General features: G+C 43.6%; 11 protein-coding genes. All 11 read right to left on the reverse strand.

Annotation, left to right across the window (positions count from 1 at the left end; all coding sequences use genetic code 11):
* Positions 1-2: 2 nt before the first annotated feature.
* Positions 3-1,169, reverse strand: a complete 1,167-nt coding sequence (gene murG, locus FCN14_RS11485; RefSeq protein ID WP_246043157.1) for an undecaprenyldiphospho-muramoylpentapeptide beta-N-acetylglucosaminyltransferase — start codon at positions 1,167-1,169, stop codon at positions 3-5.
* The gene (locus FCN14_RS11490; protein ID WP_138431424.1) at positions 1,162-2,352 is read right to left on the reverse strand and encodes an FtsW/RodA/SpoVE family cell cycle protein; all 1,191 of its coding nucleotides are present in this window, start codon (positions 2,350-2,352) and stop codon (positions 1,162-1,164) included. The genes murG and FCN14_RS11490 overlap by 8 nt, the downstream gene beginning before the upstream one ends.
* Positions 2,353-2,431: 79 nt before the next feature.
* Entirely contained in the window at positions 2,432-3,799 is a 1,368-nt protein-coding gene (murD, locus tag FCN14_RS11495) for a UDP-N-acetylmuramoyl-L-alanine--D-glutamate ligase (protein ID WP_138431425.1), read from the reverse strand.
* Complete coding sequence (gene mraY / locus FCN14_RS11500; RefSeq protein ID WP_138431426.1) at positions 3,796-4,932, reverse strand: phospho-N-acetylmuramoyl-pentapeptide-transferase; 1,137 nt, start codon at positions 4,930-4,932, stop codon at positions 3,796-3,798. The genes murD and mraY overlap by 4 nt, the downstream gene beginning before the upstream one ends.
* The gene (locus FCN14_RS11505; RefSeq protein WP_138431427.1) at positions 4,932-6,413 is read right to left on the reverse strand and encodes a UDP-N-acetylmuramoyl-L-alanyl-D-glutamate--2,6-diaminopimelate ligase; all 1,482 of its coding nucleotides are present in this window, start codon (positions 6,411-6,413) and stop codon (positions 4,932-4,934) included. The genes mraY and FCN14_RS11505 overlap by 1 nt, the downstream gene beginning before the upstream one ends.
* A gap of 3 nt (positions 6,414-6,416) precedes the next feature.
* Positions 6,417-8,570 carry a peptidoglycan D,D-transpeptidase FtsI family protein gene (locus FCN14_RS11510; RefSeq protein ID WP_138431428.1) on the reverse strand — a complete coding sequence of 718 codons (2,154 nt, stop codon included), beginning with the start codon at positions 8,568-8,570 and terminating at the stop codon, positions 6,417-6,419.
* On the reverse strand, positions 8,571-9,005 hold the full coding sequence (locus FCN14_RS11515; protein WP_138431429.1) for a hypothetical protein: 435 nt from the start codon (positions 9,003-9,005) through the stop codon (positions 8,571-8,573).
* Between the two features lie 3 nt (positions 9,006-9,008).
* A complete protein-coding gene (rsmH, locus tag FCN14_RS11520) occupies positions 9,009-9,947 on the reverse strand; it encodes a 16S rRNA (cytosine(1402)-N(4))-methyltransferase RsmH (RefSeq protein ID WP_138431430.1) in 939 nt (312 codons plus the stop codon).
* The gene (gene mraZ / locus FCN14_RS11525; protein ID WP_138431431.1) at positions 9,931-10,401 is read right to left on the reverse strand and encodes a division/cell wall cluster transcriptional repressor MraZ; all 471 of its coding nucleotides are present in this window, start codon (positions 10,399-10,401) and stop codon (positions 9,931-9,933) included. Before mraZ ends, rsmH begins: the two co-directional genes overlap by 17 nt.
* Positions 10,402-11,156: 755 nt before the next feature.
* Positions 11,157-11,765, reverse strand: coding sequence for a carbonate dehydratase (can, locus tag FCN14_RS11530; RefSeq protein ID WP_138431432.1), 609 nt, complete (start codon positions 11,763-11,765; stop codon positions 11,157-11,159).
* Between the two features lie 190 nt (positions 11,766-11,955).
* Entirely contained in the window at positions 11,956-14,367 is a 2,412-nt protein-coding gene (locus FCN14_RS11535) for an aspartate kinase (RefSeq protein WP_138431433.1), read from the reverse strand.
* Positions 14,368-14,369 lie beyond the last annotated feature (2 nt).

Consider the following 14,369-nt stretch of genomic DNA (forward strand, 5'->3'; position numbering starts at 1 on the left):
GTTTATGGGTTATGTTGTTTTGCTAATTCGAAAACTTTATTAGCGATAGTTTTTGCAGCTTCTGGTCGTGCTAGGCTTTTTGCTGCATTGTTCATCTGTTTCAGTTTGTTTTTGTCGTGAATAACTTTTCCAATAAGGGATGGTAGCATATCCTTTAACTCATTATCAGGAGCCATTTTTGCTGCTCCTTCTTGTACCATTGATTGTGCATTTTTTGTTTGGTGATCTCCTGCTACATTGGGGGAGGGCACAAGTATGCTTGCATTTCCTGTAAGGGCTAACTCTGCACATGAAAGAGCACCGGCACGACTGACAACAATATCCGCTACTTCATAAGCTGCAGGCATATCGTGTATAAAATCTTTGAGTAACAGCTGATCATATGCTTGTGGTCTGATATCGCTTCGTAGCTGATCATAATATCGTTTGCCGCACTGCCAGATAATCTGTAACCCCATTTCATCATGAAGCTTCTCAATATTATGAAGCATCGCTTCATTAATGCTTTTTGCACCGCCGCTACCGCCTAACACCAAAAGCGTCTTTTTGTTCTGGCTAAATCCAAAGTTTTTGTAGGCCTGTTGTTGGTCAATAGCTGTAAGTGACTTTCGCGTGGGATTACCGGCAAGCTTCGTTTTTTCAATAGGGAAGTAATGGTCCGCTTCTTTAAAGGCTGTAAAAATATATTCGGCATTTTTACCCAAGATCCGGTTGGTTACTCCCGGGTAGCTATTTTGTTCTTGTACAACCAGTGGAATACCTTTTTGGGTGGCTACCCAACCAATGGGGCCGGCAGCATAACCGCCACAAGAGATTACGACATCAGGTTTGAAACGGTTTAGAATTCGCAGGCTCTGTACCAAGCTTGTGACTAATTTTACAGGGAAAATTAAGTTTTTGACAGTGAGACGGCGGTGGAACCCGCTGATCCAAATACTGGTAATATTGTAACCGGCCTTTGGCACGGTTTCCCATTCCATATGGTCTTTAGTGCCAACAAAAAGGATATCGGTATCATCATAGGTCTCCCGCAACGCATCGGCAATAGCGATGGCCGGGTAGACGTGCCCTCCAGTACCTCCGGCTGCTATGAGCACTTTTACTTCGCTCATAGCAGCGGAGACTGGTCCGCCTTGTGATGATATGTTCTTTGCTGCAGCGCTATGCATAAAAAACTGCTTTTTTGTTGTTACTATGCTTTGAAATATTCATTAGGATGCCAATCATTAGGCCTGCAAAAAGAATACTTGTTCCTCCATAGCTCACAAAGGGCATGGGGAGACCGGTTACAGGTAGCAGTCCACTAGCTACACCTGCATTGATAAATCCATAGAGAACGATAGTGAGTGTACATCCTACAGCCATTAACATGCCAAGGGTATCGGGAGCATTTTTAGCAATTTTACCAATGCCTCGGAATAGTATTACACTAAATAATATGATAAGTGAAACAGAGCCAAGCAGGCCGTACTCTTCGGCGATAATAGCAAAAATAAAGTCGTTGTAGGGAGCGGGCAGGAAGTTTCGCTGAGTGCTTTTCCCAATTCCGACTCCAAAAATTTCGCCTTGCGCAATAGCAATATGAGCCTGTTGGGCCTGGTATCCTTCTGCTACATTAAATTCGTTGCTATTGATATCCGTAATTTGATTTACATACTGGTTGATACGGCTCTGGCGTTCCGGTGATTGCCAAATGAGCAGGGCAGCCCCCATAATACCAATCAGCATAAGCGAGCCCAGCTGCATTGTGCTGATACGTCCGATAAACATTACCAGCAGTGATAATCCCATAAGGACTGCAGCACTGCTGAAGTCTTCAATACCGATAAGGCCACAGGTGATAACCACCCAAAACATGATGGGTAAAAATGCTCGTTTAAAATCTTTGATATAATCCTGCTTCTCTTCTAATAATACGGAGATATGGATCAGCAGGGCTAGGGAGGCAAAAGGAGCAGGCTGGAATGAAAATCCACCGATATTTAATGATCGTTTAGCTCCAAATACCTCATTGCCAAATACCATTACGGCAATAAGCAGTATCCAGCTAATGACCATCCCCATGCGGCTGAACTTGGCCAGCAAGTGATAATCTATCTTGGAAGCAATAAGCATAGCGAGAAAGGCGATGCCCAGTTTTAACGCATGGCCTATCACCAGACTTCCTGCTGTAGTGTGTTTCGTTTCTGCGAAATAGGCTATAGAAGAATATACCGCTAGCACCCCGATAATCATCAAGAATATCACCGATATAAGGAGTACGCGATCGCTACCCTGCTTGGGGGTATCGATGTCATCCGGGCTGGTACCCATAATGGATGAAATATTTTTATTTGGCGTAGTGTATAGCATATTTCGTTGTTTTCAGTCTTCAGCTTTCAGCTAATGAATAGTCAATGCGCAATAGCTGAAAACTGAAAGCTGACTCCGGTTAAAGTCTATTTACTGCTTTTTTAAATTCGTTACCTCGGTGTTTGTAATTATCGTACATATCAAATGAAGAGCAAGCTGGACTTAACAATACCGCTTCGCCTCGTTTTGCTCCTTTTTTAGCTTTTCGTACAGCTTCATTCATATTATTCGCGGTATTAAAATGAGGAACAATTGTTTTTAGTTGTTCTTCTATAAGAGGGCGTGCTTCACCGATAGCGATAATCGTATGCACTTTTTCGCGGATTTGGTCTGCCAATTCCAAGTAGTCATTGCCTTTATCACGCCCGCCGAGAATAAGTGTAAGCGGCACATTAAAGCTGTCCAAGGCATACCATACAGCATTGATGTTGGTTGCCTTGCTGTCATTGATATACTTGACGCCTTGGGCTTCACGCACAAATTCCAGACGGTGTTCGACTCCTTCAAAAGTTTTTAAGCTTTCACGTATCACATCATTATTTATCTCAGAAGCACGGGCAGCCAAGGCTGTCGCCAAGCCGTTTTTTAAATTGTGCGTTCCGGAAAGTTGTACATCGCTGATCGGCATCAGTACCTCTTCTTCTTGGTTAATTTTGAGAATGATGTTTTGATTGCGTATAAACGCCCCGTCGCTTTCTTCTGGCTCTTTCTGGTTCGAAAAGGCCAGTAGTTTTGGGACATCGGCTTTTTTTTTGAGCATATTGACAAAGTTGGCAATGGTTGGATCATCATAGTTATAGATGAACCAGTCATTACCGGATTGATTCTCAGTAATTCTAAATTTTGAGGCCGCATATTTCGAAAAGTCATCATCATAGCGATCCAGATGATCGGCCGTTATATTAAGCAGTAGGCTTACATCTGGTTTAAAGGTGTCAATATGATCGAGCTGGAAGCTGCTCACCTCCAACAAGCTATCGGTATTTTCAGAAGTATGTTCTACAGCATCCGAAAAAGCATGGCCGATATTGCCGGCAGTAATATGATCGCGCTCAGCCTTTTGCCAGGTGTGATCAAGCCAGTGAGTGACGGTTGTTTTGCCATTACTTCCTGTGACCGCTGTAATTGGCCCCTCATTGAACCAGCTGGCAATTTCAATTTCTGAGAATACTTCTTTTCCGGCATTAAGATATTCTTGAATCAAGGGTGCTTCTGTTGGCACGCCTGGACTTACTGCCAAGAAGTCTGCGCCACTTGCGTTATCTGTATGTCCTTTTTCTTCAAATGGGATATTGTTCTCTTTAAGCTTCGCTTTTACATTATCAGCGATAGCCCCATGGTCTGTAATAAACACACGAGCTCCTTTACGCTTCAGCAACGAAGCGACAGCCAGCCCGCTTCTGGCGGCGCCTACTACAACGATATGTTGGTTTTGAACTTCTCTCATCGCAGTTTCAGAGTTAAGAGGCTGAGAATTCCGAGGAGTACTGCAATAATCCAGAAACGAACAACAATTTTGGATTCGGGCAGTCCTTTCTTCTCAAAATGATGGTGAATGGGTGTCATCAAAAATACTCGCTTCCCTTCACCATATTTGCGTTTGGTGTATTTGAAATAGGTTGTTTGAATAATGACTGAGACCGTTTCAACAAAGAAAATTCCACATATTATTGGCAGTAATAATTCTTTATGCAGCATGAGTGCAAGAGCACCGAATGATCCCCCCAGTGCTAATGATCCGGTATCCCCCATAAAAACAGAAGCGGGGTGGGTATTATACCAGAGAAATCCCATACAGGCTCCTACCAGTGATGCGCAAAAGATGGTCAGCTCTCCTGAGCCCGGCAGATAAATAATGTTGAGAAAGTCTGAGAAGTCAGTTCGCCCGGAAACGTAAGCAAAAATACCAAGAATGAGCCCTGCAATAGCCGATGTCCCAGCTGCTAGTCCATCAAGCCCATCTGTTAAATTGGTAGCATTGCTCACAGCTGTTATAACAAAAATGACCATGGGGATATAGATAACCCATCCCAAGGCTTCTCCTAAAAAGGCGTAATCAATATTGACACTTTTTAAAAAAGGCACGGTTGAAAGCGTATTGAAGCTCTTAAAATCGGGCCAGAAGTAGAGGGTTAATCCCAATAGCAGGCCAACCGTAACTTGCCCGGCAATTTTAAATTTACCGCTTAGGCCGGTTTTATCCTTTTTTACGACTTTTATATAGTCATCAATAAAGCCGACAACCCCCAGCACAAGAGTAACGAGAATGATCATCCATGTATATACGCTGTCCATTTTCATCCAAAAGAGGGCCGGAATAAGTACGGCTAATAAGATGATGATGCCACCCATAGTGGGGGTGTGGGCCTTACCCAAGTGGTTATCAAGACCGATATCTTCCCGGATAACTTCGCGAAGCTGCATTTTTTCAAGCCACTGAATGATACGGCGGCCTATCATAACGCTGATAAATAGAGCCATAGCAGCAGCCACAGCAGCCCGTGTAGTGATAAATTCAAATGCGCCAAAGCCGGGGGGCTGATAGTTAATTTCTAACCAGTGTAAGAGTTCGTATAGCATTAGGCACCTCCCGAATTATCATTGGGATTTTTACTTGCTAGTGCTTTACGAGCTATAGCCCGGTCATCAAAATCGTGGCGATGCCCTTGTATTTCTTGATATGTTTCATGGCCTTTGCCGGCAATCAGAATCATGGTATGTCGATCACCATCTTCAATTGCTTTAATAATAGCATCACCTCGGTCTGTAATTCGATCTATTCGTTCGGGGGATTCAAAGCCCACCATAACTTCATCAATTATTTCGTCTGGATCTTCACTTCTGGGATTGTCTGAAGTAACGGTAACTTTATCGCTGTATTTTTCGGCAACTTTGGCCATCTTGGGACGCTTGGTTTTATCTCTGTCTCCGCCACATCCGAAAATGGTATGCAGAGTCTGATTCTCTTGTTTAAGATCGGCCAACGTTTTAACCACATTTTCAAGTGCATCAGGAGTATGAGCGTAATCAACAAACACAACGGGGATATCGCGATTGTCAGCTTGTTGTATGCGTTCCAGTCGTCCTGCAGCTCCTGTTGCTGTTTTCAGGATATCAGCAATAGCTTCTTTCTGATAGCCAATAGTATCGCAGATCAAAAAGGCCTCTACAATATTATAGGCATTAAAAGCACCTACCAGAGGGGTTTCGATGATTTGGTTGCCAATACGTATGACAAGGCCTTCAATACTATTTGATAAAATCTGGCATTCAACATCCAGTGCTTTGTTAAAGCTGAAATCAACTACATTTGCAGAGCAGTCCATTGCTATGAATGCAGCTTTATCATCGTCGCCATTAATAATAGCCCATGCATCGTCATCAAGGCTATCAAATAACTTTTTCTTTGATACTGCATAGGATTTCAAATCATCGTGATAATCGAGGTGGTCGTGACTTAGATTTGTGAAAACACCTACATCAAAATGAACACCTGCCACACGTTCTTGGTCTAATGCATGGGAGGATACCTCCATCACCAAGTGGGTAGAATTGGCTTCTACCATTTTAGCCATGTCTGCAGCCAGTTCAATGGGGTCTGCAGTAGTCAGTAAGCTTCTGAGCTCTTGGTCACCAATACGTTTGGATACGGTGCCCAAGAGAGAGGGTCTGGCACCGAATTGTTGCAATATTTGGAATACAAGGGTAGCAACAGTGGTTTTTCCGTTTGTACCGGTAATACCAATAATCGTGAGCTGCTCAGCAGGGTTCCCTTCAAAGGCTTGCGCCAGCTTGCCTAACAGCGAACGGGTGTTTTCTACCTCCAATACGCATACTTCTTTGTCAGTATAGTATGATTCTTCGCAAATGATTATTGAAGCCCCGTTTGCTACAGCATCCTCAATAAAGATATGACCGTCAACATTGAAACCACGCACGGCAATAAAAACGTCTCCTTTATCCACGGTACGCGAATCTTGTGTAAGCGCACCAATGGTATTCGGCTCCGGACCGGAGACGTCAATCGGATTGCAAAGTGATATAAGTTCGTTAAATGTCAAGGGTTAGTCTCCTGTTAAGGTTTCCATTGCTTTTGCTTTACCGCGAACGGTAATGGCGTGGCCTTGTTTCATCATATCGCCGGGCCGCGGGAATTGGGTATAAACAGTTCCTGAACCGATCATCTTGGTTTTAAAACCTCGGCTGTGAATAACTAAGGTTGCTTTGCGCATACTCATTCCGCCTACATCCGGTATAATAGAGTATCCATCAGGGAGTTCGGCAGTATCAGCAACGGCTATAGTATTTGAAAGTTTAAGCGTAATGTTATCTTCGGAGGTTAGTTTAGTACCGGCTTCGGGTCGTTGCCCGCTTATCCAGTCACCCTCTCCGCTAATCTTGTATTCTAAATTCTGTTGTTCGAGCAAAGACTGGGCTTCCTCCTTGTTAAGTCCTGATAGTTGGGGAGCATAAGCCCAAATTTTGTTTGTTGTTTCACTTTCAATAATCTGTTTTTCAATTTCATCGTCGAGGCCGGCAATACGTTTGGCAGATTCACGGAATATTGGTCCCGCAGTAACGCCACCATAAGGTGGATAGGTATCGGGGTCATCAAGAACGACCAGGCATACATATTTTGGATTTTGAGCTGGGAAAAACCCTACAAATGAAGAACGATACTCGTTGCGATACTGTCCGCCAATGAGCTTTTGAGCTGTTCCCGTTTTGCCGGCAATGGGAAGGCCGTCAATTTGAGCATACTTGGCTGTTCCGGAATCAGTAACAACATTTCGGAATACCGGGTAGAGTTGCTCCAGGGTTTCCCGTTCGGCAATTTGTCGTACTTCTACATCATTGTGACTCCAACTGGTATTTCCTTGAGCATTGGTGGCTTTTTCTACAAGGTATGGACGCATCATTTTACCTCCGTTGGCAAAAGCGGCATAAGCTTGAGCCAATTGAATGGGGGTAACCTGAAGCTCATATCCAATAGACATCCATGGCAGGGAAACTTCACTCCATTCATAAGGCTTGGGCAGTCTTCCGGTTTCTTCATTAGGCAAGTCTACATTAGTAGGTGTGCCAAATCCAAGATTGCGGGCATACTGATAAAATGTATCCTTGGACAAACGCATGGCGATTTCTGCAGTAGCTACGTTTGATGATTTTTGTATAACCTCGGGGAAGCTGAGTGTTCCAAGAGGTTCATGGTCACGCATCCATTGTCCGTGAATTTTTGTTTTCCCGTTTTCAGGAGTTTCAAAGGATTCTGAAAATTGCACTTTTTGTTGTTCAACAGCAGCTATAGCAGTAACCAGTTTAAAAGTAGAGCCGGGCTCGATCATATCCGAGATCGCAAAATTCCTGCGGTTAGTACTGTTCAGGGAAGCAGGGTTATTTGGGTTGAATGTGGGATAATTAGCCATCGCTTTAATGGCACCTGTATTGGGATCCATCACAATAGCAGAACCGTAGGATGAACTCGTTCGGTCAATCCCGGCTTTAAGTTCTTCTTCAAGAATTGCTTGTATATGGGCATTTATAGTCGTGTGCAGTGATTGCCCTTGTCGGGGATGCTTTGTTGGCGCACCAACGTAGGAAGATATACGACCGTTTCGCTCACGACGAACTTGCTGTACCCCGTCTTCACCGCTGAGTCGTTTGTCGTACATTTTTTCAAGCCCCGTTACCCCTTGGGTGTTATGGTTGACAAAGCCCAACGTATGAGCAGCCAGTGTTCCAAAATTGTAACGTCGTTTATAGTTCTCTTCCAGGATGACACCCCGAATATTCATCTGTTGCAATGCCTGATGCGCTTCGGGGCCTACATTTTTGCCGAGCACTACATAGCGGGAGCGGGCAGAGGCTTTGCGAATTTTTCGTAAATACTGGTTTGACGTCTGGGAGGTATACTTCGCCAGCGTATCACAAACTTGTGAGATTTGAGTATCTTTAAGCCCATTTATTTTCGGATCGATTGCAATTTTATATGCCACAGAATTTGTAGCCAGCAAGCTGCCGTCTTCACTGTATATATTACCTCTTTGGGCTGGAATGGGGATATAATCAATGGCTTGTTCACTCCAGAGTTGGCGGAGTTCGGGCCCTTCTACAAAATTGATGCGAAAGAGCTGCACACCAATGGCACATGGTATCAATAGTACCAGTCCAAAGACTATAAACATCCTGTTTAATATGGCAGAACGCTCTTCTTGCATTTACTTTTCCACCTCAATTACTTTTTCTGCAGGCCCACCATTGATGAAGCCTGCCTCTTTTGCATTTTCATAAATTTCGGCCGGACCAATCATCCGATCATAAGTAAGCCGGTAATCTTCATGCATTCGTTTAACTTGGTTGTATTCTCGTTCAAGCTGCCGTACTTCCTGTAGTAGTTGTTGCGTAGCGAATACGTGATTTAGATACACAATGCCAAGAGCACCAACGATGAGTGCGCCAACAATAACTTTCCAGGGTTTTAGCTTGGGCAATGAGAATCCACTATCTTGGTCTTGGTTTTTTTTGCGAGTGCCATAGTGGTTACCGTTTGAACGGGCTGCCCCTTTGATGGTACTTCTTTTGTTACTCTTGGAAGAAGAGCGACGTTTATTTTGTTTAACCTTCTCTTTCTTGAGTGGAGATTTTATAAGCATGCGCTACACCTCCGGCTCTTCTATCTTCTGTGCAACGCGCATTTTTGCGCTTCGTGCAGCAGAATTTCGTTCAATTTCTTCTTCGGTAGGGCGAATGATACCACCTGAGATCTCCTCTATGGGATTTAGAGGATTGCCATAAAAATCTTTTTCGATCTCTCCCTCATGGTTGCCTGCTTTAAAGAATTTCTTGACGATTCGATCTTCAAGTGAGTGGTAGCTAATGGCAACTATACGCCCATCAATTTTCAGAAGCTCAAGTGCCTGTTTTAGCACTTGACGTAACATATCAAGCTCTCTGTTCACCTCAATACGGATGCCCTGAAAAACGCGAGCTACACTTTTCACTTGGTACTGTCCCTTAACAACGGCTTCTACCGCCTTACGAAGCTCGGTCGTGGTTTCGATAGGACGACGATCAATAATTTCGCGAGCAATTTGGCGACTCATTCGTTCTTCGCCGTAGTGGAAGATAACATCGCGAAGGTCTTCGTAGGAGTATTCGTTGACTACTTGGTATGCAGTTATACCGCGCAGGTTACCCATGCGCATATCCAGCGGACCTTCTTTTTGGAAGGTGAATCCGCGTTCTTCTTCTTTTATCTGATGAGTAGAAACTCCCAGATCCAAAAGAATACCGCTAACTTTCCCATGCAGTTCTGGGGGAAGTAACCGAGAAAGGTAGCCAAAATTACCCTTGATGGATGAGAAGCGGGGGTCATCGCCAATGCGGGAGTTTGCTGCAGCTAGTGCTTCATCATCTTGATCAATACCAATAAGTTGGGCATCACTATTAAGGTGAGACAACAATGCCTGGCTGTGTCCGCCACCGCCTAAAGTCGCATCAATATAGATACCGCTGGGGTCCGTAATAAGGTACTCTACGGACTCCTCAAGCAATACCGGATGATGCTCATAATATGTGTCATTGTTGTTGTTCATGGCTATTATCGTCACCCATTACGCCTTCAAAAAGTTGTTGGTACGATTCAAAGTCAAGGTTCTCATCAACGGAGTTGAGTCTCTCTGGAGACCATATTTCTATTCGTTCGCCTGTGCCAATAAATATGGCTTTACCGTCGATATCGGCCCATTCTGTTAGTTGTGAAGGAAGTGGAATGCGATTCTGATTATCCAAGTTCACATCAATTGCAAAGCGCAGAAAATTACGCTTGAGTGTGCGACCTTTTTTTGTAAAACTGTTTATCTGGGAGAGCTGGTCTTCAACTTCTTGCCATTCATCCTCTGGGTAGAGATAAAGGCATTTGTCTAGACCTCTTAATATAGTAAAGTGCTCTTTTGCTTGGGGATTCAGAGCTTTACGCAGTTTAGCCGGGAAGCTAACGCGTCCTTTGTTATCAACACTATGTTCGTATTCGCCTTTAAAGCTAGGCATATATGGATCCCCAGAGTTACAGCAATGTTATCGAATTCGATCGTGGATATGAACTCCCACATTCTACCACTTCACCCCACAATGTACCCCGAAAGGTTGTAATATGTCAAGGGCTGATTTCAAAAAGATCACAAAGTTGTATGTAATTATAGGTCTAAAATTTCGGAAATTAACTTAAAAGTAATGTTTAGGTAATGCTAAGGGGCTTTTGTCGGCAAATAAAGATGGATGTATTTTTTTATCGCCTCATAAATTGATGCGGTGGTAGAGAGTGGTAGAGATTTTTCATCTGGGCCGAAATGCGGAGTTATGCGTTGCTGTGAATAGTTACGGTACAACTTTTAAATATCGGACCGAGTATCGTCTTCGCAATTTGAGTAGATCATCCTTGTAAAAGGAAATCAAATAGCGTTTGGAAGGTAATGAGAATGCGTGATATTATGATTCTGAGAATCATTTTAACAGTTGATCACAATAGTATATTATGCAACGAATACATTTATTTTGCTATTTCAGATCATACCGCCTCTTAGGTCGGACGCATCCTCAATAACGGAAAGTAGCTGGTTTTGTATCTCATCCCGTAACTATGTTATGAATAAACGCTGAGATTATTTCGTAAAGCCCCTGAAAAATGAGAGATCGCCAGAATATGTGATTTTCGAATGATTAGTAGGTAGGATATTGAATATAAAAGGAAAGAGGACTGGTCGTGAGATTAATCCTCTTTGTTTAGGAATATTTGAATTGGATGGTTAGCTCAGGTCACTATTCGATGAAACTGTGAGCTCAAGATCAGTAATTTCTCCCTGGGCTAAGCTATAGATCCATCCATGAACGTTCAGATCCTGCCCGCTATCCCACGCATTTTGAACGATAGGTGTTTGGCAGAGATTGCGGACTTGTTCTGCTACATTTAATTCGCAAAGTCGGTTGAGCTTATCGTCTTCAGAAAGTCCATCAAGTTCATCAGCATGCAGGCGGCCTACATCCTGAATATGGCGCAGCCAGTTGTCAATGAGGCCGTGATTCTGGTCATCAAATGCCGCCTTCACGCCACCGCAGCCGTAGTGTCCGCAAATAATAACATGCTCTACTCTGAGTACTGCTACTGCATACTGTATCACTGATAAACTGTTGAAATCCGTATGGGCAATAACGTTGGCAATATTGCGATGTACAAACATATCGCCGGGGGCGAGGTCTACTACTTGGCTGGCAGGAACGCGGCTGTCGGCACAGCCTATCCACAGGTAATTTGGTGATTGTCCCTTGGAGAGTTGTTCAAAGAATCTGGGATCTTCTTTTTTAATTCGGTTCGCCCATTCCTTGTTTTGGTCGAGTAGGTCAGTTGGAGTATTCACAGTATTTTTTGTTTTAAACCATGGTTTCCATAAATGCCTTAGAGGCTACGGATTTAACGGTATTTATGCAAATTCATGTGTCTATAGTATATGGTAAAAGAACGCTCTATTATTGATGGTGCTGACTCTTGTTCCCCCGATATGTCACTGCAGTTATGAGGTGCCTCAGAAAGTTTGGAGGTGGTTGCAGTTACGATAAAGCCCGTGCCGTCTTCAAAATATCTGCTAAAACACCGGCAGCTGTTACCTCTTTGCCAGCACCAGGACCTTGGATAACTAGCGGAGTTTGGTTGTAAAGATTAGAGAAAATCTGGATTAGGTTGTCCGTTCCCTTTAGCTGCCCGATAGGAGAGTCCTTTGGGAGTTCTTCAATACCGATCTGTACTTTGCCATCCTTAAAGCGCCCGGTATAACGCAAAGTGTTGCCTTTATTTAGTGCTGCTTCAATATGTTTTTCCCAGTGTTGATCATAGTTGCTGAGCCTGTTAAGGAAAGTATCCTTCTCCACATCCTTTAAAGCGTCTGGAATTAAAGAATCCACAGCTATTTCTTCACGTTCAATTTTAAACCCGAGGGTACGAGCCAGCGTTAAAAACTTACGAGCTACATCTTCACCGGATAAATCATCACGCGGGTCCGGTTCAGCATAGCCTTTCTCTCTGGCATCAACAATTGCCTTGCTGAAAGGAATTCCTTGTTCGAGTTGGTTAAACAGGTAGGTCATCGTCCCTGACACCACACCCGATATTTCGGTAATATTATCACCGGCCGACTGTAGTTCATTGAGTGTTGATATTACCGGCAGTCCGGCCCCGGCAGTTGTTTCATACCGGAAAGAGGTATTATTTTCTTTAATTAACTTTTGTAGATCATCAAAGAAAGCCTGTTCAAAGGTATTGGCAAGTTTGCTGGGGGTAACAATATGGGTGCCGTTTTCGAATAGCTTTGGATACAGTCGTGCTACCTCTTCACTTCCAGTAGCATCAACAAAAATGAGGTTGTTGCGGTGCGGTTCGGTAAGTTTATCAACTAGCGTATCCCAGTTGGTAGGCTGGCACGCAGACCAGTCAATATTTTTCTTAAGCGCAATGCCGCTCTCGTTCCACAGGGCTTGTCGGCTGTTACAGGCTCCGATAAGTCGAAAGGTGATTCCTTCCGGTTCCAGCCTTTTCAGCTGCTCCAGCAACGTATGGCCTACAGCACCAGTTCCGGCTACAAAAAGGTCGATCACTTTTTGATCTCCCTGCAAATAATCATTTAACAGACGTGCTGCCAGTTGGGCATCTTGTTTATCAAACAAGAAAGAAATGAAGCGTTCATCGTGGTTTCGTTCAGTGCTAATGGGTTGCAGGTTATTTGAGGCTAACAGATCCCAAATACGTTTACAAAGTGATTCATCATCAGAGAAGTGATTGCTGAATTTTTTAACTTTATAGAGGTTGCTTTGCAGATCTAGCACCACATTATTGTTAGATGCCCATTGTCCGAGAAGGTTCGAAACTTTTTCGAAAAATGATTGCCGTAGTATAAAACGTGCCGGCTCAAACTCTGAGCTCGTTCTAAACCCAACCGCTTCCGAGTCAGTCTCTTGTTCGGACCAATCAGTAAGTTTGGAGAACAGTTCAAATGCATATGTTTCGTCAATTTGTAGCTTTACAAAAGGCCCGGTAACGGTAATGGTTTTAAGGGCTCCATTAGATTCAAAGCCCGATGTTATAGAAGTGCCGGGGTGAGATGGGTTATAGCTGTTTTTGACAAGCACAGTAGTGTCCTTATTCTGAATGGGCCGTATGGTCTGGGGATGGATCACTTTCGCCCCATGAGCCGAAAGCTCTGTTATATCCCCAAAGTTGAGTTCTTTAATTGATTGAGCGGTGGGTACCCATCGGGGATCGGCTGAAAGCACTCCGTTTACATCGGTCCATATTTCAAGATGGTCGGCATTAAGAGCATCAGCAACAAGGCCGGCGGTATAATCAGACCCCGAACGACCAAGCGTTGTGATGCGATTTTTTGAGTCAGAGCCAATAAAGCCGGTGACAACAGGTACAAATTTCGATTGTTGCAGGTAGTCTCGGATCAGTGCACGACTTGTATCCTGCTTTACCTTAGCTTTTCCGAAAGTGGAATCAGTTTTGATAAATTGATGGGCTTCAAATGATTTTGCAGGTAATCCGTTACTGGATAGAACGGAAGCAAAAATTAACGCTGAAGCTCTTTCACCTATGGAAAGAATGCGATCTTTGAGTGCTCGCTTATTTTCAATATCGAGGCTGAGCTTATGCAGGTTTTGAATTAGTTCATCAAACAACTTGTCCAGATTTCTACGTTTTTTAGGTAGTTCTTTGGTGAGCTTATCAAAAAAGTCCAAATGTTTTTGACGCAAATTATCAACATTGGACTCAATAGAATCGGTCTTTTGGCCGATATTAGTGGTATGTGCAATGAGTGCATCGGTAACGCCTTCAAGGGCAGACACTACCACAAAAGGACGCGCCCGTTGTGTACGGTCAATAACAATTTCGGCAGATTGTTTAATATAATCCGGATTCTGTAGTGAAGTACCACCGAATTTAAGAACATGTGTTTCAGAAGTATTCATTG

Source organism: Fodinibius saliphilus, from assembly GCF_005869845.1.
Lineage (GTDB): Bacteria > Bacteroidota > Rhodothermia > Balneolales > Balneolaceae > Fodinibius > Fodinibius saliphilus.

Coding starts and splice junctions, on each gene's coding strand:
- murG (WP_246043157.1), bottom strand. CDS start 1,169: ATGCATAGCGCTGCAGCAAAGAACATATCATCACAAGGCGGACCAGTC.
- mraZ (WP_138431431.1), bottom strand. CDS start 10,401: ATGCCTAGCTTTAAAGGCGAATACGAACATAGTGTTGATAACAAAGGA.
- FCN14_RS11535 (WP_138431433.1), bottom strand. CDS start 14,367: ATGAATACTTCTGAAACACATGTTCTTAAATTCGGTGGTACTTCACTA.
- FCN14_RS11510 (WP_138431428.1), bottom strand. CDS start 8,570: ATGCAAGAAGAGCGTTCTGCCATATTAAACAGGATGTTTATAGTCTTT.
- FCN14_RS11515 (WP_138431429.1), bottom strand. CDS start 9,005: ATGCTTATAAAATCTCCACTCAAGAAAGAGAAGGTTAAACAAAATAAA.
- rsmH (WP_138431430.1), bottom strand. CDS start 9,947: ATGAACAACAACAATGACACATATTATGAGCATCATCCGGTATTGCTT.
- murD (WP_138431425.1), bottom strand. CDS start 3,799: ATGAGAGAAGTTCAAAACCAACATATCGTTGTAGTAGGCGCCGCCAGA.
- mraY (WP_138431426.1), bottom strand. CDS start 4,932: ATGCTATACGAACTCTTACACTGGTTAGAAATTAACTATCAGCCCCCC.
- FCN14_RS11490 (WP_138431424.1), bottom strand. CDS start 2,352: ATGCTATACACTACGCCAAATAAAAATATTTCATCCATTATGGGTACC.